The sequence below is a fragment of the Marinomonas rhodophyticola genome, assembly GCF_026113935.1.
GTDB classification, from domain to species: domain Bacteria; phylum Pseudomonadota; class Gammaproteobacteria; order Pseudomonadales; family Marinomonadaceae; genus Marinomonas; species Marinomonas rhodophyticola.
The window spans coordinates 1-23,847 of sequence record NZ_JAPEUL010000001.1; the positions used below are offsets into that span (position 1 = coordinate 1).

At 44.6% G+C, this 23,847-nt stretch carries 22 protein-coding genes, 12 tRNA genes and 3 pseudogenes; 25 read left to right on the plus strand and 12 right to left on the minus strand.

From position 1 onward, the window contains the following. Positions 1-632: pseudogene (locus tag ONZ52_RS00005) on the plus strand (heat-shock protein Hsp70); the annotation flags it as partial. Between the two features lie 63 nt (positions 633-695). Here the strand turns inward: ONZ52_RS00005 and ONZ52_RS00010 are convergent. From ONZ52_RS00010 to ONZ52_RS00035, 6 genes are all read right to left on the minus strand, one after another. Further along, the gene (locus ONZ52_RS00010) at positions 696-1,526 is read right to left on the minus strand and encodes an ABC transporter ATP-binding protein (RefSeq protein ID WP_265216626.1); all 831 of its coding nucleotides are present in this window, start codon (positions 1,524-1,526) and stop codon (positions 696-698) included. Beyond that, entirely contained in the window at positions 1,523-2,608 is a 1,086-nt protein-coding gene (locus ONZ52_RS00015) for a FecCD family ABC transporter permease (RefSeq protein ID WP_265216627.1), read from the minus strand. The genes ONZ52_RS00010 and ONZ52_RS00015 overlap by 4 nt, the downstream gene beginning before the upstream one ends. Further along, positions 2,605-3,624 carry a FecCD family ABC transporter permease gene (locus tag ONZ52_RS00020; RefSeq protein WP_265216628.1) on the minus strand — a complete coding sequence of 340 codons (1,020 nt, stop codon included), beginning with the start codon at positions 3,622-3,624 and terminating at the stop codon, positions 2,605-2,607. Before ONZ52_RS00020 ends, ONZ52_RS00015 begins: the two co-directional genes overlap by 4 nt. Positions 3,625-3,629: 5 nt before the next feature. After that, positions 3,630-4,568 carry an ABC transporter substrate-binding protein gene (locus ONZ52_RS00025; RefSeq protein ID WP_265216629.1) on the minus strand — a complete coding sequence of 313 codons (939 nt, stop codon included), beginning with the start codon at positions 4,566-4,568 and terminating at the stop codon, positions 3,630-3,632. Between the two features lie 222 nt (positions 4,569-4,790). Continuing rightward, entirely contained in the window at positions 4,791-5,660 is an 870-nt protein-coding gene (locus ONZ52_RS00030; protein WP_265216630.1) for a lipase family protein, read from the minus strand. Positions 5,661-5,803: 143 nt separating this feature from the next. Beyond that, positions 5,804-5,959, minus strand: a complete 156-nt coding sequence (locus ONZ52_RS00035; protein ID WP_162623505.1) for a hypothetical protein — start codon at positions 5,957-5,959, stop codon at positions 5,804-5,806. A 366-nt stretch (positions 5,960-6,325) separates the two neighbouring features. On the opposite strand from ONZ52_RS00035, the gene ONZ52_RS00040 reads away from it, so the two are divergent. The 4 genes from ONZ52_RS00040 (at position 6,326) to ONZ52_RS00055 (ending at position 8,302) form a co-directional block, all read left to right on the plus strand. Next, entirely contained in the window at positions 6,326-6,769 is a 444-nt protein-coding gene (locus ONZ52_RS00040; protein WP_265216631.1) for an alanine--tRNA ligase-related protein, read from the plus strand. Beyond that, positions 6,766-6,963: an alanyl-tRNA editing protein gene (locus ONZ52_RS00045; RefSeq protein ID WP_265216632.1), complete on the plus strand. Its 198-nt coding sequence runs from the start codon at positions 6,766-6,768 to the stop codon at positions 6,961-6,963. The genes ONZ52_RS00040 and ONZ52_RS00045 overlap by 4 nt, the downstream gene beginning before the upstream one ends. 109 nt (positions 6,964-7,072) lie before the next feature. Beyond that, positions 7,073-7,537: a hypothetical protein gene (locus ONZ52_RS00050; protein WP_265216633.1), complete on the plus strand. Its 465-nt coding sequence runs from the start codon at positions 7,073-7,075 to the stop codon at positions 7,535-7,537. 30 nt (positions 7,538-7,567) lie between these two features. Continuing rightward, on the plus strand, positions 7,568-8,302 hold the full coding sequence (locus ONZ52_RS00055; RefSeq protein ID WP_265216634.1) for a CLCA_X family protein: 735 nt from the start codon (positions 7,568-7,570) through the stop codon (positions 8,300-8,302). Positions 8,303-8,497: 195 nt separating this feature from the next. On the opposite strand, the pseudogene gcvP reads toward ONZ52_RS00055, so the two are convergent. From gcvP to glyA, 3 genes and pseudogenes are all read right to left on the minus strand, one after another. Beyond that, positions 8,498-11,362, minus strand: a pseudogene (gcvP, locus tag ONZ52_RS00060) (aminomethyl-transferring glycine dehydrogenase). A gap of 79 nt (positions 11,363-11,441) precedes the next feature. Then, positions 11,442-11,825 carry a glycine cleavage system protein GcvH gene (gene gcvH, locus ONZ52_RS00065; protein ID WP_111607518.1) on the minus strand — a complete coding sequence of 128 codons (384 nt, stop codon included), beginning with the start codon at positions 11,823-11,825 and terminating at the stop codon, positions 11,442-11,444. A gap of 57 nt (positions 11,826-11,882) precedes the next feature. Next, positions 11,883-13,160, minus strand: a complete 1,278-nt coding sequence (gene glyA, locus ONZ52_RS00070) for a serine hydroxymethyltransferase (protein WP_265216635.1) — start codon at positions 13,158-13,160, stop codon at positions 11,883-11,885. 371 nt (positions 13,161-13,531) lie between these two features. Between glyA and gcvT the strand changes: the two are divergent. From gcvT to ONZ52_RS00105, 6 genes and pseudogenes are all read left to right on the plus strand, one after another. After that, positions 13,532-14,633 (plus strand): annotated as a pseudogene (gene gcvT, locus ONZ52_RS00075) (glycine cleavage system aminomethyltransferase GcvT). A 165-nt stretch (positions 14,634-14,798) separates the two neighbouring features. After that, positions 14,799-15,338: an elongation factor P hydroxylase gene (locus tag ONZ52_RS00085; RefSeq protein ID WP_265216636.1), complete on the plus strand. Its 540-nt coding sequence runs from the start codon at positions 14,799-14,801 to the stop codon at positions 15,336-15,338. Continuing rightward, a complete protein-coding gene (locus ONZ52_RS00090; RefSeq protein WP_265216637.1) occupies positions 15,319-16,452 on the plus strand; it encodes a 4-phosphoerythronate dehydrogenase in 1,134 nt (377 codons plus the stop codon). Before ONZ52_RS00085 ends, ONZ52_RS00090 begins: the two co-directional genes overlap by 20 nt. Before the next feature lie 21 nt (positions 16,453-16,473). Continuing rightward, entirely contained in the window at positions 16,474-16,626 is a 153-nt protein-coding gene (locus ONZ52_RS00095; RefSeq protein WP_265216638.1) for a flagellar brake protein, read from the plus strand. 50 nt (positions 16,627-16,676) lie between these two features. Next, entirely contained in the window at positions 16,677-16,883 is a 207-nt protein-coding gene (locus tag ONZ52_RS00100) for a PilZ domain-containing protein (protein ID WP_265216639.1), read from the plus strand. Beyond that, a complete protein-coding gene (locus tag ONZ52_RS00105; RefSeq protein WP_265216640.1) occupies positions 16,820-17,194 on the plus strand; it encodes a PilZ domain-containing protein in 375 nt (124 codons plus the stop codon). Before ONZ52_RS00100 ends, ONZ52_RS00105 begins: the two co-directional genes overlap by 64 nt. Before the next feature lie 74 nt (positions 17,195-17,268). On the opposite strand, the gene htpX is transcribed toward ONZ52_RS00105, so the two are convergent. The 3 genes from htpX to ONZ52_RS00120 all read right to left on the minus strand — a co-directional run bounded on the left by htpX (position 17,269) and on the right by ONZ52_RS00120 (position 20,175). Continuing rightward, positions 17,269-18,147 (minus strand): protease HtpX, encoded by an 879-nt coding sequence (gene htpX, locus ONZ52_RS00110; RefSeq protein ID WP_265216641.1) that lies wholly within the window; start codon positions 18,145-18,147, stop codon positions 17,269-17,271. Positions 18,148-18,223: 76 nt separating this feature from the next. Next, positions 18,224-19,441, minus strand: coding sequence for a pyridoxal phosphate-dependent aminotransferase (locus ONZ52_RS00115; protein WP_321160223.1), 1,218 nt, complete (start codon positions 19,439-19,441; stop codon positions 18,224-18,226). Between the two features lie 164 nt (positions 19,442-19,605). Continuing rightward, on the minus strand, positions 19,606-20,175 hold the full coding sequence (locus ONZ52_RS00120) for a YajG family lipoprotein (RefSeq protein ID WP_111607510.1): 570 nt from the start codon (positions 20,173-20,175) through the stop codon (positions 19,606-19,608). Positions 20,176-20,306: 131 nt separating this feature from the next. Between ONZ52_RS00120 and ONZ52_RS00125 the strand changes: the two genes are divergently transcribed. The 14 genes from ONZ52_RS00125 (at position 20,307) to mltG (ending at position 23,845) form a co-directional block, all read left to right on the plus strand. Then, a tRNA-Glu gene (locus ONZ52_RS00125) sits at positions 20,307-20,382 on the plus strand. A gap of 60 nt (positions 20,383-20,442) precedes the next feature. Beyond that, positions 20,443-20,517, plus strand: a tRNA-Gly gene (locus ONZ52_RS00130). 57 nt (positions 20,518-20,574) lie between these two features. Then, positions 20,575-20,650 (plus strand) — tRNA-Glu (locus tag ONZ52_RS00135). Between the two features lie 69 nt (positions 20,651-20,719). After that, positions 20,720-20,794, plus strand: a tRNA-Gly gene (locus tag ONZ52_RS00140). A 57-nt stretch (positions 20,795-20,851) separates the two neighbouring features. Next, positions 20,852-20,927 (plus strand) — tRNA-Glu (locus ONZ52_RS00145). A gap of 70 nt (positions 20,928-20,997) precedes the next feature. Next, positions 20,998-21,072: transfer RNA gene (locus ONZ52_RS00150), tRNA-Gly, on the plus strand. A gap of 57 nt (positions 21,073-21,129) precedes the next feature. Further along, positions 21,130-21,204: transfer RNA gene (locus ONZ52_RS00155), tRNA-Glu, on the plus strand. A 69-nt stretch (positions 21,205-21,273) separates the two neighbouring features. After that, positions 21,274-21,348 (plus strand) — tRNA-Gly (locus tag ONZ52_RS00160). A gap of 57 nt (positions 21,349-21,405) precedes the next feature. Further along, positions 21,406-21,481, plus strand: a tRNA-Glu gene (locus ONZ52_RS00165). Positions 21,482-21,534: 53 nt separating this feature from the next. Beyond that, positions 21,535-21,610 (plus strand) — tRNA-Glu (locus ONZ52_RS00170). 54 nt (positions 21,611-21,664) lie between these two features. Next, positions 21,665-21,739, plus strand: a tRNA-Gly gene (locus ONZ52_RS00175). 28 nt (positions 21,740-21,767) lie between these two features. Beyond that, a tRNA-Glu gene (locus tag ONZ52_RS00180) sits at positions 21,768-21,843 on the plus strand. Positions 21,844-21,891: 48 nt separating this feature from the next. Beyond that, positions 21,892-22,719: an aminodeoxychorismate lyase gene (gene pabC / locus ONZ52_RS00185; protein ID WP_265216643.1), complete on the plus strand. Its 828-nt coding sequence runs from the start codon at positions 21,892-21,894 to the stop codon at positions 22,717-22,719. Next, positions 22,706-23,845 carry an endolytic transglycosylase MltG gene (gene mltG, locus ONZ52_RS00190; protein WP_265216644.1) on the plus strand — a complete coding sequence of 380 codons (1,140 nt, stop codon included), beginning with the start codon at positions 22,706-22,708 and terminating at the stop codon, positions 23,843-23,845. Before pabC ends, mltG begins: the two co-directional genes overlap by 14 nt. Positions 23,846-23,847: the final 2 nt, after the last annotated feature.

The window sequence follows — 23,847 nt, forward strand, 5'->3', positions numbered from 1 at the left end:
AGGCGGGAACTCAGTTTGATACGGCGCCAGTTTGGGGACAATATTGGACCTTATATCGTCGCATTGCGGGTGGGTTAACCTTGGAACAACAGACCTTTTTGTTCAAACAATTTAGCCAATATTATTCGCCCACAGGACAACGTTCACGGGATAAAATGAAAGACCTAACCACCAAGTCCAGCGATGATTTGATTCGTTTGGTGGGGGCGTTGGAGGGGTTATCAAATGATGACAAAGTCACCACGATCGATTGGCTACTGAAGCGTTTACAGAAAACGTCTGAGCCGGATACAGCGTGGTGGACGATAGGGCGAATAGCTTCCCGACACCTTCTTTGTGGTAAGCAAGAACAACGCATTGCAGAAGACAGTTTGTTTCCAATTTTAGAGGCGGTGCTTAAAGAAGACTGGAAAAAACGAAAACAAGCAGGCTTAGCGGCGGTTTTGATGAGTCAAGTCAGTGTCGGTGAATCCGATAAACTTGTTGCTTTGCGCAAGAAAGTGGCTAATAAACTCAAAAAAGACAAATGTCCCGCTCAATGGCTGGAGCGCTTAGAGAGTCAAATTGAGATTAATAGTGACGAGCTTAATGCATTAGTTGGGGAGAGTTTGCCAATCGGGTTGCGTTTGTAGCCACAAAATAAGCAGATCTGATCCGGCCATATCTCACCAGATCAGACCTGCTTTCTGGCTGATTTAGTTCCTGACCCGCTTCATATTGATAAGAATGGGGCTGCCTGTCATAGGGTCTGGTATCAGGTCGCACTCAACGCCATACAATTCACGTACTAACTCTTTTGTCATCACGTCTTTAGGGCTGCCTTGGGTGATGATTTCACCTTTCTTCATCGCAATAATATGATCGGAATATCGACAGGCACTGGGTAGGTCATGAACCACCATGGCGAGTGTTTTGCCTTGTCTCGATAGGTCTCTAATCAATTCAAAAACTTCAATTTGATGACCTAAATCCAATGCGGATGTAGGCTCATCCAGTAACAGCAAAGGAGTTTCTTGGGCAATCGACATGGCGATCCAAGCACGTTGTCGTTGTCCCCCTGATAAAGTGTCTAGTAGTCGGTCTTTTAATCCAATCAAGTCTGCTGCATGTAATGCGTATTGAATGGCTTCTTGATCGTCCATCGCCCACTGTTTTAAGAGGCTTTGGTGAGGGTGGCGACCAAAGCGAATCAGCTCTTCAATGGTAATGCCATCCGGTGCGAGTGTGTCTTGTGGTAGTAAAGCAAGACGTCTAGCGACCTCTTTAGAAGGTAAGGTATGAATGTCTTTGCCATCGAGCAGTACTGCACCTGTGCTGGGTGAGTGCACACGTGATAGACCATTCAATAGGGTGGATTTGCCGCAGCCATTTGGTCCGACAATGGCCGTTACTTTGCCTTCTGGTAAGCTGACAGTTAAGTTCTCAATAATACCGACCTTACCATGTTTTAACGTCAGATTGTCGGCGCTAAGACGAGATTTCATGAGGTGTGTTGAAGCCTGCTGATGCAGAGACGTGACTGTCATAAGGAAGTCCTTGAAGTGCGTCGAATCAATATCCAAATTAAATAAGGGCCACCAACGACGGCGGTTACAATACCGACTGGCAGTTCAATTGGGGATAAAATCGTGCGGCCAAACAAATCGGCTAAAACCATCACTAGGGCACCTGTTAATGCAGAGCTGATGAGCGGAATGCCTCGATAACATGCCAGCACGCGGGCAATTTCTGGTCCGACCAGGGCGACTAGACCAACGGGTCCCGCCACGGCAACAGCCAATCCTGTGAGCGTTACGCACAAGACCAAAGCCAATATTCTTATGTGTTTTATGTTCGCTCCTAGCCCGGTAATCACTTGATCTGAAAAGGGCATTAAGGCGAATTGAGTGGAAAATAGTAGGCAAGCGATAAGACAAAGTGCGATACCAGCTCCCAAAAGATTCACCATGAAAGGGTCTCGAGCACTTAGGCTACCAACGGTCCAAGGGTAGGCACTGTTGGCCACATCAATACTGACTTGGCTTAATAGTAATTGCGTTACCGCGCCGGCAATAGCGCCAATGCCAATGCCGGCCACAATAAAGCGATAGCCCCGTGTGCCGCTGCCACCGGCTAGGCCAAACGCCAGTGCCGTTGCTGTTGCGGCGCCCGCTAGTGCCATAGCGGAGGGGGCTAAAGAAATACCCATCCCAACCACGGAAGAGACGGCAAAAGCCATGGCGGCGTTATCTATGCCAATAATGCCCGGTGTTGCGAGCCGATTACGAGCCATAGTTTGCATTAAACATCCTGCCAAACTAAACGCGGCCCCCGTAAAGAGCGCTGCCAGTAGACGTGGCAAACGTAAATCTTGCACGATGAACTGGCTCATGGCATTGCCGTGACCCAATAATACCGCAATGACTTCTTTGGGCGATATTGGCATGGTGCCAATGGCAAGGCTTGCGATACAAGCGCAAGACAATACCATCAGCAACCAAGTATTTCGGACAATGGCGTGTTTTTCGATCAGAATCGTCTTATGACGACCTAGAGACAGCAGGTGGTGCCCGCTCGGAGCTGATACAGTGTCTGCTTGCTTAGTAATAGAAAGACTTTGATTTATCATAAAGTAGGCATTCTTCGAGATCGTACAATCAATAAGAGTACTGGCGCACCAATAATTGCGGTGAGAACGCCCAAAGGCATTTCCGCAGGTTGAGCCACGAGGCGGGAAACCACGTCTGCGGCAATTACAACGATCGGTCCGAGTGGCAAGCATAGCCACAAGGTACGACGAATATCGGGGCCTACCAAGGCCCGCGCGGCAAAAGGAACCACGAGACCAATAAACGCTACTGGCCCTGCGATGGCGGTGGCGCCGCCAACCAATAAGGCAACGGCGACGATAACCACGGCCCGAATCCGCTTTGGCTTATGGCCAAGACCAATGGCGACACGTTCACCAAGGGCTAATGAGGCGAGCGGTTTGGCAACATACAGAATACATAATAATGCAATCATCATTGAGGGTAATACGGACGTGAGTGTGTTGATATCTCGTCCTGCCACACTGCCCGTTACCCAAAAACGAATTTCGTCCGCGGCTCTTTGATCAAACAAAAGTATTAAAGAGGTGATCGCAAAGAGTAGGCTTGATAAAGCCGCCCCAGCGAGCACTAAGCGGATTGGATCATTCTGCTGTCCTTGCATTCGAGCAACACTAAGAACACACAAACAGCCAAGTAAGGCACCGAATTGCGCAACACCGACAGTGAGTGTGGCCGTGCTGGCACCCAGTACCAAGGTGAGAGCAACGGCAAATGAACTGCCAGCACTGACACCGAGTAAGCCGGGTTCTGCCAGCGGGTTACGCGCCACGGATTGCATTAGTGCGCCAGCAATCCCCAGTGTTAGTCCAACGAACAGGCCAACAAGGGTTCTCGTAAGGCGCAAATGGAATACAGTGAACTCCGCGTCTGCAGAGCCATTGCCGAGTAACGTTTGTAAGGATGTTTGAGGTGAAAGCGCCCCTGCACCCAGCAACAAACTTAACAAACAGCACAGTGCCAGTACGAAAAGTGCTGACACAAAAACACCAGATAATGGTCGTTGTGCAGGCGCGATATGAAACCAATTAGTCATCTAGGTTATTTAATCTTACGGTCAATCATTGCTTCAATGTCATCCAAGATAGCATGGGCAGCCAACGGGCCTGCTGCACTTGTCCATAACTGGCCATTTACTAAGAAAACCTTGTCTTCTTTTACCACGTTGAGGCGTGAAAAGGAGGGAGAGGTCTTGGCGGCTTCCAGCGCGTCTTTCCCTTCTGTATTTAGCGTTGCTAAAAATAGCCAGTCACTGTCGACTTTGGTTAAGTTTTCTAAGCTAAGTGGACTGCTGTGAGGGCGTCCTTCTTTGATCACACCGGCATCATTGATATTAAATCCCGTGGCAGCAAGTACATCCGTAGCGAAAATTTGCGATGACATAACAATTGGGCCTTGGGGCATCCAGCGTGCCAGTGTTGCGGAACGTTTGTCTTCAGGTAGCTTGGCGGTGATGATGGATTTCAACGCGTTTTCACGTTCTTTGATGTCATTCAGAACGATATCCATGGCTTCGCTTTTGTTGAGTGCTTGTGCATAAACTTTGGCTATGGTGATCCAGCTATCGGATACCATTCCAGGGGAAATAGGGACGATGGTCGGCGCAATTTTGGATAAGATATTGTATTGATCCTGAGGCAAGCTTGCAGATGCTAGAATAAGATCTGGACGTTGTGCGGCAATGGCTTCAAGGTTATTTTGGCGAGATGTGCCGACTATGCTGACGCCTGATGCACGTTCTTGAATGTATTCTGCCACGGAATCTCCGCCACGTGTCGCAACAGCACCTAGCGGTTTGATGCCCAACGCAATCGCACTATCCAGTGCATCCTCAGACAATGCCACCACACGCTTTACATTGTCATTTACTTGAACGTTCCCATATTTGGTCGCAAGGGTTATGTCATCGGCAAAAACAGAAAAAGAATAGGTAACACAGGCACAAAGTAAGAGTTTCTTAAAAGAAGGGCGCTTGAACATAATAGGGTTCCTTTTACTTGAATAACTACAGCGACGTTTTATTGAGGGGACAGGGTGTGCATCAAGTCATCCTAAACGCGTTGGTAGGCGAATAAACGACGCTAATGATAACGCTTCTTATTTTTCTTGGTAATAGGTAACTATTAATAAAACATCACGATATGTGCAACATAGTGTTCTAAAACTCGTGTCGTCATTGAGTGGTTTGAACAATAGGTATTATTAATCTAACGAAAAACCAAACAAACGAATGCCTGCTTTGTATGCAATTTCTTCTGGCGCGGATTGCAGTCCTGCAATTAAGTTTAGATAAGTTGTCATTTTGTGAGCGATGAGATTTTGTTCGTTTGATATAGAAGTGGTGAATTTAGTGGCTCTTAGCATACTTTTTATGCCATTTGTTTGGGTGAATGTTTTGCCGCCAAGCAGAATAACTTCTTCGCCCATATGCCAGAAAATATCTAAGTCTTTAATTTGCATTGGGCTGATGGGTGGAACCAGTGGAACAATATCGTTTGGTGTGACAACTCGCGTCAGTGGTAGGCTGCTAAACATTTTGGCGCCTGTGGCATTCGTCACTTTAGGTTGACCAAAGGTAATGACTTGTTCAACAGCAAAGCCGTCTTTTTCTAAGTACATGGCAAGAATGACCGCAATAGCGCCACCTAAACTGTGTCCTGTTAGATGGATGGGGTGTTCTTTGCTAAGAAAAGGCTGGATATCTTCGTAAACCGCCTTTGCTGCAGATCCAAAGCCCTGATGCAGCTTTATATTCAATAGGCTGTCTGGTTGTAATTCTAGGTCCAAATCCAACATGGCATTTTCTAAATTTGCCGTACCTCTAATGGCAATGGTCTGAACGCCATTGGCACGACTCAAAAAGTAGCTTACTTGAGAGAAAGGAATAATAGACTGATGAAGTAATGATTGGCCTTGTTCTTCGAGTCGTTGTTCGAGTGTATCGGCTTCTAGGTAGGTATCTTCTGCGAATTGGGCTTGGGCTTTTATGGCGACAAAATCAGGGGCAGCCATGAGCGGCTGAAAAGACACGGTAAGGATAAGCAATAGACAGAGAAGCGCATTTTTTAACATTAGGGGATTTGAGCACCATAATAAAAGGAAGGCGCAGGGTACTAAAAATTGGTTATGTCGAACAGTAGTTTCTTGTGCGCTGAAACTTTTGGTAAGTCATGTCATGACTTACCAAAGCATCAAAGAGGAAGGGATGCAAGCAACTATAAGTCGCAACCACTCCAATCAATCCGTCTAACGCCTTCTATTTTTAGTGTGGGTAAATTCTTAAATGTGTCTTTCATCATATAGACAGCGTAAGCACGAGATAAGGCTTTTTTTACGGTTTTTAAGGTGATTTTTTTCGTTGTTGTTGCCATGACAATTTCCTCTTAGGATGATGAATATCGCGATCATAAGCGGATGAAATTTGCTCAACAAACGACATATTTTCACTTTATTGATGAAATAAAATCACCATTTTTAAATGCTGTCTTTTAGGTCGGAAAAGGTTTAAAACGTCAAAAAATAACTTTTTTTATGCATAATTTTGCCATAAAGACGCTCAATTAAGAGAGTTTTCTGTGCGCAGCTGACGACAGTTTTGACCGATTGGACATATAAGTTGAAACACATCAAACATTACAAGTTTTGCCTAGCGGTTTTTAGGCGATTGTTGAAATATCACTTAGCTTTATCATCATCTTATTGTATTAATAGTAGACAATTGAATGTGCGAGGCAAAAATGACCATAAAGCAATTTTGGGTGGACCCATATCAAACTGAGTTGATGACAAGCATTACATACATTGAGCAAAACCAAGTAATGTTGGCAGAAACTATTTTCTATGCTGAGTCCGGTGGGCAGGAAAGCGACTCAGGCAGTATTGGTGGTGTTGATGTGGTTAAGGCCGAAAAGGTAGGTAGATCTATTCTTTATACCTTGGCCACACAGCCAGATTTTTGTGTTGGGCAAGCGGTGTTGGTTAAGATAGATTGGCCTCGTCGATACAGCCTAATGCGTTTACATTTTGCCGCAGAAGTTGTTTTGGAGCTGTTTTATAAATCTTTGCCTACCTTAGAAAAAATGGGCGCGCATATTTCTGAAAATAAAAGTCGTATCGACTTTGAGTGGCCAGAAAGTATTTCACCTCTTTTAGCGGACATTCAAGCTCGGACCAGTCATTGATTGACGCAGACTTGCCAATTGAAAAAGATTTTTCAGATCAACCCGAAGAGCGTCGTTATTGGAAGGTTGATGGTTTTGCTCAAGTGCCTTGTGGTGGTACCCACGTGAAAAGTACGGCCGAATTAGGGGTTATTAAACTAAAACGAAAAAATGTTGGTAAGGGAAAAGAGCGAGTGGAAATTTATCTTTCTTAGATAAAGCGAAAAGATGAGATTTAATTGTGCATCAGCGTGCTGGTGGTTGTTCTTGTTGCCTAGGCTCAATAGAATCAAAAGCAAATTTATAAAAAGTAAGAAGGTTTGTATGAAAAAAGTACTTCTTAAAAAATTGCAGTCTCTTACGGCGATTCTGGTGTTGAATGCGTTGCCCGTTAGTTTTGCTCAAGCAAGTGTCGGTTATGAAGCAGAAGCGCTTAAAGCTAGAGTGTTTACTGAAGAGCGAAAAAATACGCTGAGTAGCACAAGGTCTCCTAGCAAAGATCTTAAGCAATTGTATTTAGATAATGCTCTGGTTTATGTTCAAAAGCGAACCGAACAACCAATAAGCTACCAACACCAAATGGCTCTAGCGTTAGTCGAAGAAGCGTATCAGGATGATTTTGACACTTTGCTTGATCATTATGAGCATGAGTTGGCTCAGCTTTCTCAAGGCAATGATGTTGATTTGATCGAGGCGACAAAACGCAATGTGGAAGATCAATTTTTGGCATTAAAAGCAATGCGTGATGCGAAAATTGTGGAGTTTAACCAGCAGTTTCACCTTAGTTAATCTGGTAGTTATGAGCCTGTTTATTCTTCTATGAATTTTGTATTGATCCGCCGCCAATTTGATTTCCGTGGTATTGAAATGGGGCGTTGGGTAACTCCGCAAGAAAGAGACAGAGCGGCGGTGAATTTTTATCGTGCCCTAGAAGACTTGATGGATGTGTTGCATGGACCAGAACATTTAATCTCGTTGCGTGGCACTTTAGGTCTTCAATATGGCAAAGGTGGCAGGCCAGGTGTTGCGGCGCATTATGTACCATCTACAAGACAGTTATCTCTCGCGAAAAATGCAGGTGCTGGCAGTCTGGCGCACGAATGGTTTCACGCTTTCGACCACTATATGGGCGAAAAAATGTTTCAGCACACCTTGCCTTCACAATTCGCCTCTGAAAGATGGTTGAATAATGCCACCATTCGCTTGTCTAAAAATGATCGGCCCCATCCTTTAAACGGCTTACTGGCTGATTGTTTTAAAGCCATAATGTTAAATGAGCTTGGTGATGAGCCGAGTGAGTTGTTTCAAGCATCCCGCCTTGCAGATCAAAAGCTAAAAATACTCTACTACGCCAAACCAGAAGAGATGTCAGCAAGAGCCTTCGAAGCCTTCGTTGAAGACACAAAACCTACCAGTGCCTTTTTAGTAAAAGGAAGCCGCTATTCTGAAGAAGCCAAAATGGGTCTATACCCTCAAGGCGAAGAGCGACATCGAATTAATCAAGCCTTTTATCATTATTTCAGTCTGCTTGGTCGTGGGTTGAGCAAAGAGTAATTGTCTTTTAATGTGCATTACGCATTCACGATTCACGAGACGTAAGTTGGTATTCTATTTAATAATTTAAATATTATTTTTATTAAAATTACTTTTTTGGTTTCATTGGGTTGGTGGAAAATCATCGAATAAAAAAAGGTGAATCATTGCTGATTCACCTTTTTTGTTTCTAGTGCTTTTTAGTAGTTTGAAAAATTAATCTTCGTAGCTATCAATTGGTGGGCATTCGCAGAATAGGTTGCGGTCACCGTAGACGTTGTCGATACGGCCAACGGGGGCCAGTATTTACGTGCCTTGATCCAATTCAATGGATAAGCCGCTTCTTTACGAGAGTAAGCGTGTGTCCATTCTATATCGAGTAGGCTGTCTGCAGTATGCGGTGCGTTAACCAGTGGGTTGTCTTCTAGTGGCCATTCGCCCGCTTGCACTTTACTGATCTCTTTGCGAATCTGAATCATGGAATCACAGAAGCGATCTAGTTCTTCAAGGTTTTCCGATTCTGTTGGCTCAATCATTAACGTACCAGCAACAGGGAAAGACATGGTTGGCGCATGGAAACCAAAGTCCATTAAGCGTTTAGCAATGTCTTCTTCGCTTATGCCTGATTCGGCTTTAAGTGGGCGAATATCGATAATACACTCGTGTGCCACAGTACCGTTTTTGCCAGTGTAAAGAACCGGGTAGTGTTCACCTAGGCGTTTGGCAATGTAGTTAGCATTCAAAATGGCATTAAAAGTAGCATCACGTAAACCTTTATCGCCCATCATTTTGATGTACATCCAAGTAATTACGAGGATACTTGCACTACCGTACGGTGCCGCTGATACCGCACCGTGTTGCTCAAGCATGCCCATCACTGGAGTAACAGCGTGACCGGGTAGGAAAGGTGCAAGGTGAGATTTAACACCAATTGGTCCCATGCCAGTGGCCACCGCCGCCATGCGGAATACAGAATGTTTTGTGTAGGTTTAAGTGAGAAACATCACCGCCAAATGTACCCGGAGGCGCAACACCAACTAATGCGTTTAGGTTGGCGCCATCTATGTACACTTGACCACCGAATTTGTGAACGATGTCACAGACTTCACGAATGTGTTCTTCGAATACACCGTGAGTGGATGGATAAGTTGCCATAATGCAGCTAAGTTGCGCGGCATGCTTTTCTGCTTTTTCAGCAAGATCAGCCAAATCGATGTTGCCGTTTTCATCACATTTAACAATCACAACTTTCATGCCTGCCAATGCGGCTGATGCTGGGTTGGTGCCGTGAGCAGAGCTTGGGATCAAGCATACGTCACGGTCATGGTCACCACGAGATTTGTGGTATTTATCGATCGCAATTAGACCCGCGTATTCGCCTTGCGCACCAGAGTTTGGTTGCAAAGAGACGGTGTCATAACCTGTTGCCTTAGAAAGCAGCTCAACAAGCTCCTGCAATAAGGCGTGGTAGCCAGCAACTTGATTGCTTGGTGCAAATGGGTGAATTCGTCCAAACTCAGCCCAAGTCACTGGGATCATTTCAGAGGCCGCGTTTAGCTTCATCGTGCACGATCCAAGAGGAATCATACTCTGGTTTAGTGCGATATCTTTTACTTCCAATTGGTGCATGTAGCGCATCAATTCGGTTTCGCTGTGATGGCTGTTAAATACTGGGTGAGTCAGGATGGCATCTTGACGCAGCATTGCAGCATCAAAACCATATGCCGCCTCAGTATTCGTGATGTCTTCTAATGACAGTTCTGCGCCGAAACATTCTGCCAAATCGATAAGGTCGTTTGGTGTGATGGTTTCGTTTAGCGCGACAGATACTTGGCCTTCAGACATTTTGTAGAAGTTCATTAACTTCGCCGCGCCTTTTGCCATAATACTGTCTGTTTGATCACCCGTATTGACGATGACAGTATCAAAGTAGCTTGCGTTGGTTGTAAAGCCTTGTTTGTGAATGGCGTTAGCAAAGCAATTTGTCAGTGCAGCGATGCGATTGGCAATTTTTTTAAGACCAGCAGGGCCGTGATAAACCGCATAGAAGCCAGCCATCATGGCAAGTAATGCTTGAGCAGTACAAATGTTTGATGTCGCTTTTTCGCGGCGAATATGTTGCTCGCGAGTTTGCATTGCCATACGAAGCGCTGGTTTGCCATGGCTGTCTTTAGACACGCCGATAACGCGACCTGGCATGGAGCGTTTGAACGCGTCTTTGGTTGCTAAGAAAGCCGCGTGAGGTCCGCCAAAGCCCATTGGGACGCCAAAGCGTTGTGCAGAACCAAATACAATGTCTGCGCCCATTTCGCCTGGAGATTTCAATAGAACAAGAGACAGTAAATCCACTGCAATACTCACAAGGGCATCTTGTTCGTGTGCTTGTGCGATCACGGTCGTCAAATCTGCAACGGTGCCATCAATGCCTGGGTATTGGAAAATCGCGCCAAATACATCGTGTTGTGCAAAGTTAGCGATGTCATCCACAATGACTTCTATGTCTAATAGCTCAGCACGCGTTTTAACAACGTCAATGGTTTGTGGCAAGCAGTGGCTGGCAACGAACAATGTGTCGCTCTTTTTACGGTTTGAGCGTTTCATGAGCGTCATGGCTTCGGCCGCTGCTGTGGCTTCGTCCAATAAAGAGGCATTGGATATTTCCATGCCGGTTAGATCGATAATGACTTGTTGGAAGTTTAACAGTGCTTCCAAACGACCTTGAGAAATTTCTGGTTGGTAAGGTGTGTACGCTGTGTACCAGCCAGGATTTTCTAGTAAATTTCGCAAAATAGGGGATGGCACATGCGTGTCGTGGTAACCCATGCCGATAAAAGAACGTGCCACTTTATTTTGATTGGCAATGGCTTTTAGTTGTGCAAGGGCTTCACTTTCGCTAACAGATGTAGCAGAAAGGTCTAGATTTGCTTGACGAATGGCTTCTGGAACGGTTTTTTCGATTAGTTCTGGAAGGCTGTTTATGCCGATTGTTGCCAGCATTTTGGCTTGTTCTGATTCATCAGGGCCAATATGGCGGGCAATAAATTCATCGTTATTTAACAAATCGCGGATGCACGAAGTCATGGTTCAATCACCTATTAAGATAAAAATCTGGGGGATTAGGCTCTCAATACTGAGAAGGAAGGAGAGCCTATATTTGAGACTATTCGATAGTGGCTGAATAGCCTGCAGCATCAAGTAGCTTATCAAGATCCGCTGTGTTGCTTAGCTTGATTTTGGCAATCCATGCACCTTCATAAGGCGCTTCGTTGATCAGTTCTGGCGCATCGTTTAGGGCGTCATTCACCGCAATGACTTCACCATTTACTGGGGCATAAATATCAGACGCCGCTTTAACAGATTCTACTAGAGAAAACTGCTCTGTCGCGACGACTTCTGCGCCTACTTCTGGCAACTCAACGTAAACAACGTCGCCAAGTAGGTCTTGCGCATGGTCTGTAATGCCCACAGTGACAGTGCCGTCACCGTTGTCTAAAACCCACTCATGAGAGTCTGCGTATTTTAGATTGTCTGGAATAGTGCTCATAGTATTTATGCCTCTTTAAAAAAATACCCAAGGACGTTTGTCCTTGGGTATGTGATTTTAGCGGTAAAGTGGGAAGCGTTTACAAAGCTCTTTGACTTCTGCAAGTACACGAGCTTCTACTTCAGGGTTGCCTTCAGGCATTTCAACCAAACCGTCTAGAACGTCACTGATTAGGTGGCCCACTTTTTGGAACTCTTCAATACCAAAGCCACGTGATGTTGCTGCTGGTGTACCAATACGGATACCAGAAGTGATCATTGGTTTTTCAGTGTCGAAAGGAATGCCGTTTTTGTTACAAGTGATGCCTGCGCGCTCAAGTGCCTTATCAACAACATTGCCTTTCAAGCCTTTAGGACGAAGGTCAACCAACATTAAATGGTTATCTGTTCCGCCTGTTACAATGTCGCAACCACGTTCTATCATGACAGCGGCCAAAGCTTTTGCGTTGGCAACGACTTGGTCGATGTACACTTTGAACTCAGGTTTCAGTGCTTCACCGAATGCGACTGCTTTGCCAGCGATGACGTGCATTAGCGGGCCACCTTGGTAACCTGGGAATACAGCAGAGTTGATTTTCTTGCCAAGTTCTAGGTCGTTGGAAAGAATCATGCCGCCACGAGGACCGCGCAGAGTTTTGTGCGTTGTTGTCGTAACAACGTGCGCATACGGTAGTGGAGACGGGTGAGCACCTGTTGCAACAAGGCCTGCAATGTGTGCCATGTCTACGAATAGGTAAGCACCAACTTTATCAGCAATCTCTCGGAAGCGTTTGAAATCAATAACGCGAGGGATGGCTGAGCCACCCGCGATGATCATTTTTGGCTTGCATTCTAGCGCTTGCGCTTCAATAGCATCGTAATCGATCAATAATGTTTCAGGGTTAACTTGGTACTGAACCGCATTGAACCATTTGCCAGACTGAGCTGGTGGCGCGCCATGAGTTAGGTGACCACCTGCATCCAATGACATGCCTAAAATAGTATCTCCTGGTTGAAGTAGCGCAAGCATTACAGCACCATTTGCTTGGGCGCCAGAGTGAGGCTGCACGTTTGCAAATTCACAGTTGAACAATTGTTTAGCACGATCAATGGCAAGTTGTTCAGTCACATCAACCGCTTCACAGCCACCGTAATAACGACGATTCGGATAACCTTCTGCGTATTTGTTTGTCAGAACAGAGCCTTGAGCCTCTAAAACCGCTTTTGAAGTGATGTTCTCAGAAGCAATCAATTCAATACCAGTTTCTTGACGCTCTTGTTCTTCAACGATCGTTGCAAAAAGTTCTGGGTCTCGTTCAGCGAGAGTTTGGCTGAAAAAGGCTTCGGTGTTGGCCATGGAGAAATTCCTCTTAAATAAACATGTATGCCCAAAAGACAATGAGTCTTGCGTATAATAACACTAAGGGAGTCTAAGATGATGAAAAAAGATCATCTTTCTAAGAGCGTCAGTCATTGTTTGGTTTGCGTCAATTTTGCTTATCATAATCAAAAAGTTTCCAATTGGAAACAGTAAACAGGGGGTAATTAAAAAGTTTGTTTTCAAATATATTTGACCTTTTGTTCAAGTTTTTTGTTGATATCTGTTGTATCTAATTGCAAATATTCTTTAGCAAATGGTGCTTAATGCTTGTCAAACTCGGTTTGTTTTAGATACTCTGTTTCCAATCGGAAACAGATCTAATCACAATTTTAATGAAGGTTATCGTTATGAAACGTACTGCTCTGTGTGATCTACATATTGCCTCTGGCGCTAGAATGGTTGAGTTTGCTGGCTACGAAATGCCTGTTCAATACCCGCTGGGTGTCATGAAAGAGCATTTATGGACGCGTGAAAATGCGGGTCTTTTTGATGTATCGCACATGGGGCAAGTCATTCTTCGAGGTAAAAATGTAAAGACGGCGCTTGAGTCAATTTTACCAGTGGATGTGCTAGGCTTGCTGAGGGTATGCAGCGTTATGGCATGTTTACCACAGATGATGGTGGTATGACGGACGATTTGATGTTTGCTAATTGGGGGGCGGATGAAGTCTTCATGGTGGTGAACGCCGGCTGTAAAGAGCAAGATTTTGCTTACTTACAGGCATCTCTGGTTGATTGTGATGTTGAGGTTGTTGAAGATCGATCCTTGCTCGCTATCCAAGGGCCAAAAGCGCGTGAGGTGTTCGCTCGTATGGTTCCAGATGCGGCAACAATGACCTTTATGCAGAGTGTTAAGTTTGAATGGCAAGGTGTTGAGTTATGGGTGAGTTGTTCTGGCTATACGGGTGAAGATGGTTATGAGGTGTCGGTATCAAATGATCATGCGGAAGCTTTTGCTAATGCCTTGCTAGCGTTTGATGAAGTGGAGTGGATTGGACTTGGCGCGCGTGATTCTTTGCGTCTCGAAGCGGGCTTATGTTTGTATGGTCACGACATTGACACCACTACCACGCCAATCGAAGCCTCTCTTAATTGGGCCATTCAAAAAGTGCGCCGTTTAGAAGGTGAGCGTGCTGGAGGGTTCCCAGGTGCCGATATTATATTGCCGCAATTTACCAACAAGCCTTCAAGAAGGCGAGTGGGTTTTTAGTTGATGGGCGCGCACCAGTTCGTGAAGGAGTTGAGATTGTTAATGCGTCAGGTGAAGTGAAGGGCACAGTGACGAGTGGCGGCTTCTCGCCAACTCTTGCTCAGCCTATTGTGATGGCGTATGTGTCGACACAGGCTTTAGACGCAGGTGAGCCTTTGTTTGCTCATGTGAGAGGGAAAAGCATTCCTCTGACGCTGACGGCAATGCCCTTTGTTGCTGCTCGTTATTACCGCGGGTAATCGTCAAAAATTTGTTTTAATGATTAGCGGCTTTCAGGGATCTTAAAAAAAGATCTTAGAAAACTCTGCTAACGGTTTATTTATTATGCGTCACGTGAAGTTTTCTCCTTTGCGTGGCGCATTTTTGTTTCTTATGTATAATTCTTCACTTTTGGAGTTCTATCGTTGGCAAGTGCAACGCAGCTTGTGGCCGCTTTTAGCGCCTGTTTCTTTTCAGGTTTCAATACTCGTCTTATTGCTGGTGCCGATGAGCCTCTTTATCTGCCGGCAAGGGCTAATGATCCTGCGATGATTTTTTTTCGTTATGATTACCCATCGAGCGCTTTACATGAAGTGAGTCATTGGTGTATCGCGGGTGAAAAGAGGCGATTGCTAGAAGATTATGGCTATTGGTATGAGTCAGACACCCGTGACCTGTTAACACAACAAGAATTTGAGCGAGTGGAGGTGAAGCCGCAAGCCGTTGAGTGTGTATTGCACTGGGTTGCTGGTTTGCCTTTTCGGGTAAGCGTGGATAATTTGTCTTTGCCGGATTATGACGCAACGCATTTTGAGCAGTCAGTGATGTTGCAGGTTGGTCTATACATCCATTCTGGATTGCCAGAAAGAGCAGAAATTTTTTCGAGATATTTATTGGCCCAGCGTTGCCCTAACGTACTATTTGATGAATTTTTGAAGCGACAGTATGAAGATTATTGCAGATGAAAATATGCCAAATGTGGAAACTCTGTTTTCGCATTTAGGTACTGTGGAGTTAGTAAATGGTCGAAATTTAACTCATGGACAAGTGAAAGATGCCGATATTCTTTTAGTGCGATCTGTTACTAAGGTGACGCGTGGATTGCTGGATGGCAGTTCGGTTCGTTTTGTCGGGAGCGCTACCATTGGTGTTGATCATATAGATTTGGACTATCTGGCGCAGGCAAATATTGCGTTCAGCAGTGCGCCTGGTTGCAATGCTGAGGCGGTCGCCGACTACGTCTTTAGTGCGTTAAGTCATCTTTATATGACAAAAAAATTGCCTTGGTTGAAGCGGAAAATAGGCGTAGTTGGTTACGGCAATGTTGGTAAAACCGTGTATCAACGCTTTGCCCAAATGGGGTGTGACGTGTGTGTATATGATCCTTTGAAAGCGCAGGATCAATATGATGTTAATTTTGTTTCTTTGGCTGACATACTGACTTGTGATGTCATCTCGCTGCATGCCCCTTTGACAACATCAGGAAGCTATCCAACTAAAGACATGCTAGGCTGCGAAGAACTAAGTCAGTTGTCATCTGGTGTTGCTATTATTTCTGCAGGGCGTGGTGGTGTTATCAATGAAAGTGCATTGATTGAGCGTCATAAACAGTTGCAAGGTGATATGCATCTCGTTTTGGATGTTTGGGATGGTGAGCCTCTCATCAATCAAGAGCTTGCTTCTATCGTTGATATTGCCACACCGCATATTGCTGGATACAGCAAGCAGGGGCGTGAAAAAGGAACATGGATGGTGTATTTGGCCTTATGTAAGTATTTAAAGATTGAGGCTCCTAAGATTGTTAGGGGTGATGCCATTAGTCCGGGATGGTTTGCCTCTTTTGATCTGAGTAATCAGTTTCCTTATGAGGAGGCACTAGCTCGTTGTGTTCAGGCTGTTTATGATGTGGCCCGAGACGATGTTCGATTACGCTATAAGTACAGAGAAAACAAAGAAAGTAATGTGTTTGATTGGTTGCGTAAGAATTATGTAGAGAGAGACGAGTTTAATACTTGTTTAATAGGTTCCACTGGTGATGCATCTTCTTTGTTGGGTGCGATCGGCTTTTCAGTAAAATAATATGAGAACTAAGGTTAATGCATGGCTGGAGTAATGCAGGTCGATTTAGGTGATCTTGATGTGCCAATAGGAACCACTGTTCAGTTGGAATTTATTTCTCCACCTGGTCGCTATATGGTTAAAGTACTTGGTAGTCTTCCTGGACGATCGTTGATTTTGTCAACCCCAAGCTGAATGGTAAAAATATCTTGGTAAGGGAGAGTCAGATTGTCAATGTTCGGCTTATGTTGAGCACTCACGTTTGCGCCTTTTCAAGTAAAGTGGCTAAGAGTTATTTGGAGCCAGCTGCGCATTTGCATATTGCGTATCCTAGTTATGTTGAGACGTCGGAAGTGCGGCAAGCGGTCCGAGTTGAGACGCGTTTAATATGCAACTTGGTCTCAATACTTCTGCTGACACAATTGCTGCTGGATCGTCGGCGATTGTTATAGATCTGAGTTTTGGTGGTGCTAAGCTAATATCAAAGGAAGATTTTGGTTCGGTAAATCAAACCATGCGCTTAGTCTGTAATGTCAAAATTGGGCCTTATAACCATATTTTAAAGTTAGATTGTGAAATTCGTTCACAAGAAATTCAGATGCTTGAGCAAGTTCAATCGGGTTTGGTCGATAATGATTTTCTAGCGCGTATGGGGGTAGAATATTTTTACGTGTATGGCGTGCGTTTTATGGACCTTGCAAAAGAGTTTGGTATTCCATTGATGGCGTTTATTTTAGAGACACAGCTCAATAAAACGAAATGAATGGTGTTTATCTCGGATAAAAATGATAAAAAACGCCAGCATGTGCTGGCGTTTTTTGTTCTAACAAGCAGGCGTTAAAGCGCTTGAAGAGCTTTGATTCTGGCCTCGATTGGCGGGTGGCTTGAGAATAGCTCGCCTAATGTTGGTGTCTTTCCACGACGAATGCCAAACGCCAACATAGAGTCAGGCATACGGCTCTCTTCATGTTCTTGTTGGAGTCGCGCCAACGCAGCGATCATTGCGCCTTTGCCAGCTAGTCTCGCGCCAGCTTCATCTGCTCTGAACTCTCTGAAGCGAGAGAACCACATGACGATCATGGAAGCTAATACACCAAAAATGATCTCAAATACAAATGTAGCGATATAGTAGCCCCAGCCAACAGAGCCTTCGTTATCATTTCGACGCAAGAACTGATCAACAGCATAGGCAGCAATACGCGCGAAGAACATAACAAACGTATTAACGACACCTTGTACAAGAGTAAGAGTGACCATGTCTCCGTTCGCTACGTGGCCAATTTCATGGCCAAGTACGGCTTTTATCTCATCTGGAGAAAAGCGATCTAACATGCCACTTGAAACAGCGACCAATGCCGCATTTTTATTCCAGCCAGTTGCAAAAGCGTTGGCCTCGTGAGCAGGAAAAATGGCGACCTCTGGCATTTGAATACCAGCTTTTTGAGATAGCTCTTTGACGGTATCTAATAACCACGCTTCTTTGTGATTACGAGGTTTCTCTATCACGACCGCTCCAGAACCGCGTTTTGCCATGAATTTGGAGAGGAATAAAGAAATGAAGCTCCCTGTGAAGCCAAAGACGGCACAGAAAATCAGTAGAGACGTAAAGTTGAGACCATTACTGGTCATATAACCGTTGACGCCTAAAAGGCTTAAGACAACTCCCGCTACCACCATGACAGCTAGGTTTGTCAGTAAGAAAAGAATAATACGCATAAGTATGCTCCTTAATAAGTTGTTAAGGAGCATAGTAGGGTTTTATTGGATTATTTCAAGATAAAACGGAGCTCTATTAACGCTTCCTTAATCGCCCTAAAAATGCGGCAAATCGGTCCATAGCTGGGGTCAGTTCTTCGACGTGGGGAAGGAAAACAAAGCGTACGTGGTCGGGTGTGGGCCAATTAAATCCCGTACCTTGAACGATGAGGACCTTTTCTTCACGTAAAAATTGAAGAACGAGATCCATGTCGTTTTTAATTTTGTACATTTTGGCGTCTAGTCTTGGAAATAAATAAAGCGCACCTTCTGGTTTGTGACAATGAACGCCAGGGATTGAATCTAGGGCCTCCCATGCTACTTTTCGTTGTTCATAGAAGCGTCCACCAGGAACGATAAGCTCGTTTATGCTTTGATACCCACCTAAAGCAGTCTGGACAGCGTGTTGAGCCGGTACGTTGGCACACAGTCTCATTGAACTAAGTATGTCTAGTCCTTCTATGTAATCAGTGATGCCGCTGCGGTCGCCAGTAATCACCATCCAGCCAGAACGGAAACCTGCCGTACGATACACTTTTGATAGGCCGCCAAAGGTGATGCAGGGGACTCGACCTTCTGTCAACGTGGCCGTGGGTATGTGCTGTGCGTCGTCATAAAGAATTTTGTCGTATATCTCATCTGAGAAGATAAGTAGGTTGTGTTCCTCCGCCAGATTGATAATGGCCTCAAGAACGCCTTTTTCATACACTGCGCCTGTTGGGTTGTTGGGGTTGATAATAACGATGGCTTTGGTTTTATTGGATATTTTTGATTTGATGTCTTGAATGTCTGGTTGCCACCCTGAGCCTTCATCGCACATATAGTGGCGAACATATCCACCTGCTAATGTGGCGGCTGCCGTCCAAAGTGGATAGTCCGGAGCGGGAATGAGGATTTCATCGCCGTCATTTAGTAAGCCTTGCATTGCCATTACGATCAGTTCGCTGACACCATTGCCCATCCACACATAGTTGACGTCAGCAGATTTAATGCCCATGGCTTGATATTTTTGCATGACCGCTTTGCGTGCCGAATATAGCCCTTTTGATTCGGAATAGCCTTGTGCTGTAGGTAGATTACGGATGACATCGACAAGTATTTCGTCGGGGGCTTCAAAACCACATGGGGCAGGGTTGCCGATGTTAAGTTTGAGTATGCGATGGCCTTCTTCTTCCATACGCACGGCCTCTTTTAAGACTGGCCCACGAATTTCATAACATATATTGGCGAGTTTGTTTGATTTGCGAATTTGCACCACTTAATCCTTACTGAAGCTGGGTGAAAGACACTAACTCTACACTGAACTTGGGAGCATTCAAGATGGGAGGTTTGCATAGAGAGAAAAAAACTCAATATTAGGTAGGAGCAGGGGGAGAGGGTGTCGGCTTTCTGTATTAGACTAGAAAGCCGACTTTTAGACTATTTTAACAAAGTAATGATGTTTGGGTCACTTAAGAGGCGTGTTACTGTTTGGCTTGCCAATTCATTCATGTCGTCTTCAATGGCTTGTTGATAAGGCATGGTTCCATATTCTCTAACTTTTTCAGAGCCATAGTTTGCTTTATAGGTTTGACCTTTAGCTGCTAATGTTGTTTTTAGTTCAAATTCTAACGTAGCAACCGTTTTTAATGCTTCAACTTTTGTGGTGTAGCTCATTTTGCTGATTTCTATTTGTAAATCAGCCGCTGGCATGACGCCTTGTTCTGGCGTGAAGCCCATTTCTCGTAAGCCACTCAAAACACTATCTCGCACACTTTGCTTTATGTCGTTCGTAGTGAATATATCTGCTCGCTCATTTATTCCGGTTTTAATAGAGCCGACAGCATTGCTTAGTCTAGTACTGGTGGAGACATTGATAACTCGCTCATTAGATAGTGCGATGGTCTTTACATCCGCCTGTGGTGTGATGCTTATATAGTGGGTTGTAGAGCAGCCTGCTAACAAAAGCGTTGATAGGGATAAGGTTAAAAAAAGTTGTTTATTTAGCATAATAGCTCCGATCAGATTGATTTCTAAAGCGACTTTTTATCTAAGTTGCTTAAATTAATGAAAAAAACTGTTGATTTTAAGATTGGTAACAGTAATATACGCACCCGCTCACACAGCAAGATTGTAACGATGTCCCATTCGTCTAGAGGCCTAGGACACCGCCCTTTCACGGCGGTAACAGGGGTTCGAACCCCCTATGGGACGCCATCTTCTAAATCAGTTGGCGTATAGTTTACATAAAATTAATGCGAAGTGAGAGTGTTAATTGCGGGAATAGCTCAGTGGTAGAGCACAACCTTGCCAAGGTTGGGGTCGCGAGTTCGAGCCTCGTTTCCCGCTCCATCATCATTGTTAGCGATAGCAGGGTGATTTGTTTACAGTTTTGTCAAAACTGATTTTGTCCCATTCGTCTAGAGGCCTAGGACACCGCCCTTTCACGGCGGTAACAGGGGTTCGAACCCCCTATGGGACGCCAATTTTTAAAGATTGCCTTTGTTTGCAAAGGGATCAAACATCGCTTGAATAGAGTAGAGCGGTTAGTAATGCGGGAATAGCTCAGTGGTAGAGCACAACCTTGCCAAGGTTGGGGTCGCGAGTTCGAGCCTCGTTTCCCGCTCCATCATCATTGTTAGCGATAGCAGGGTGATTTGTTTACAGTTTTGTCAAAACTGATTGTGTCCCATTCGTCTAGAGGCCTAGGACACCGCCCTTTCACGGCGGTAACAGGGGTTCGAACCCCCTATGGGACGCCACTTTTTTAAAGATTGCCTTTGTTTGCAAAGGGATCGAACATCGCTTGAATAGAGTAGAGCGGTTAGTAATGCGGGAATAGCTCAGTGGTAGAGCACAACCTTGCCAAGGTTGGGGTCGCGAGTTCGAGCCTCGTTTCCCGCTCCATCATCATTGTTAGCGATAGCAGGGTGATTTGTTTACAGTTTTGTCAAAACTGATTGTGTCCCATTCGTCTAGAGGCCTAGGACACCGCCCTTTCACGGCGGTAACAGGGGTTCGAACCCCTATGGGACGCCAATTTTTAAAGATTGCCTTTGTTTGCAAAGGGATCAAACATCGCTTGAATAGAGTAGAGCGGTTAGTAATGCGGGAATAGCTCAGTGGTAGAGCACAACCTTGCCAAGGTTGGGGTCGCGAGTTCGAGCCTCGTTTCCCGCTCCATCATCGTTGTTAGCGATAGCAGGGTGATTTGTTTACAGTTTTGTCAAAACTGATTGTGTCCCATTCGTCTAGAGGCCTAGGACACCGCCCTTTCACGGCGGTAACAGGGGTTCGAACCCCCTATGGGACGCCACTTTTATTTTAGATAAAAGTATTGTTAGTGATTTTGAATGTATTAAAGTTTATGTCCCATTCGTCTAGAGGCCTAGGACACCGCCCTTTCACGGCGGTAACAGGGGTTCGAACCCCCTATGGGACGCCACTTTTACCTTTTATAGGGTAACTATGTTGCTGAGAAATGTTCAGCAATAGCAATGCGGGAATAGCTCAGTGGTAGAGCACAACCTTGCCAAGGTTGGGGTCGCGAGTTCGAGCCTCGTTTCCCGCTCCACTTTCTTTTAAGAAGAAAGTTTTTATATGTCCCATTCGTCTAGAGGCCTAGGACACCGCCCTTTCACGGCGGTAACAGGGGTTCGAACCCCCTATGGGACGCCATCCTTTTTTGCGCTATCATAGCTAACCTTCATTTTTGAGTTTTTAGCAATGACTTGGTTTGTCAATTACAGATTAGACAATTTTATTTCCGTTGCTGATCGTGGTTTGGCTTATGGCGATGGCGTATTTGAAACGATTCGTGTTTTTCCTCTGTATTTTCTGCACATCGAAGATCATCTTGCTCGCTTGTATCGTGGGCTTTCTAAGCTTGCTATGCCTTTAACATTAGAGCAGAAGCATAATCTGTATGCGTTTTTGTATTCGGATGTTTTACCCTTAATCCATGAAGAGTCTGTGGTAAAAATTATTGTGAGTCGAGGTGAGGGTGGAAGAGGTTATTTAGCCCCAAAGCAATGCATTCACTCCATCATTATTGGTATTCTTCCTGCACCGAATTACCAACCTCAACGTGATAAAGGCATCTCGCTTTCCGTTTCTCCTGTAACTATAAGCTCTAATCGTTATCTTGCTGGAATAAAACACTTAAACAGGCTCGAAAATGTGGTCGCTAAGCAATTTTTGACATTAGATGATTTTGAATCGATCATGATGAATGATAAGCAGCAATTGGTTGAATGTATTCAAAGTAATCTTTTTTGGTGTAAGCAAGGGGTTTTATATACTCCTTCACTGGCGCTATCGGGAGTGCAAGGTACTTATCGTAAAGCCATTATAGCGAATCAATTTAACTACATGATTCAAATTGGTCACTTTGAGCTTGGGGATCTAATGTCCGCAGATGAAGTCTTTATTACGAATAGTCTGATGGGTATAGTGCCTGTCATCCGTGTTTCAGGAGAATCTTTTCCAATTGGTTTTCATACTCGTAAGTTACAAACTTTAATGCAAGCTAAGGATATGCATGGCGTTCAATAAATGGTTCAAGCGTGCTAAACGATTACATCGAGTGAAAAAATCCTATCGCTCTAGAAAGTCTTATCGTGCTAAAAAATCTTATCTTGCAAGATGGTCTTATCGTAATAAATGGTTCTATCGCGTTGTTTTTTTAAGTATTGTTGTCACCGCTATTGCTGCAGGTCATCTGTACCAGTCAATTACGTCAACTATTTCATTAGATTCTGTTGAAACATTTGAGGTGAGTAAAGGCGATACCGCATACAGTTTGGGCGTCAAGTTGAGCGAAAAAGGTTGGATTGAGTACCCTTTTTTGACGCGTATTGTCGCAAGGTTAGAGCCTGAATGGGTCCCTAAGGTCGGTAAATATGCGATTGAGCCAACTATGAATTTATTGGATGTCATGGCTCTGTTTGATTCTGGTCAATCTATCTTTTACTCCATAACGTTATTGGAGGGTAAAACAACACAAGACTTCCTTTCTGCTATGGCAGCGCGCGGTAATATCACAATGACGCTAACCGGTATGTCGAATCAAGAAATTGCTAAGGCATTAGGGCTTGCATTTCCACATTCTGAAGGGCAATTTTTTGCTAATACGTATCGTTATCATGAAGGTGATACTGACGCTAGCATCCTTAAGCATGCGAATGATCTTTTAGTGCAAACGTTAGCTGACTTATGGGAGAGTAAAGTCCCTGATTTGCCATATAAATCGCCTTATGAGGCATTGATTATGGCGTCAATTATTGAAAAAGAAACAGGAGTCCCAGTGGAGCGCCCATTGATTGCCCGTGTTTTTATAAGTCGATTAGAAAAGGGGATGCGTTTACAAACGGACCCTACGGTAATTTATGGTCTTGGTGATCTATTTAAAGGCAACTTAACTCGTAAAGGTTTGCAGCATTCCTCCCCTTATAACACCTACAGGGTTTATGGATTGCCGCCTACTCCTATTGCGAACGTGGGACGTGAAGCCATTGCTGCCGCCCTTAATCCAGGAAAAACCGATGCACTGTATTTTGTTGCAAAGGGGGATGGTACCCATGCTTTTTCTAAAACCCTAAGTGAACACAATAAAGCGGTAAGAGAGTTTCAATTCAAGCGTCGAGAGGATTACCGTTCGACTCCAGTAATTGCGAAATAGAG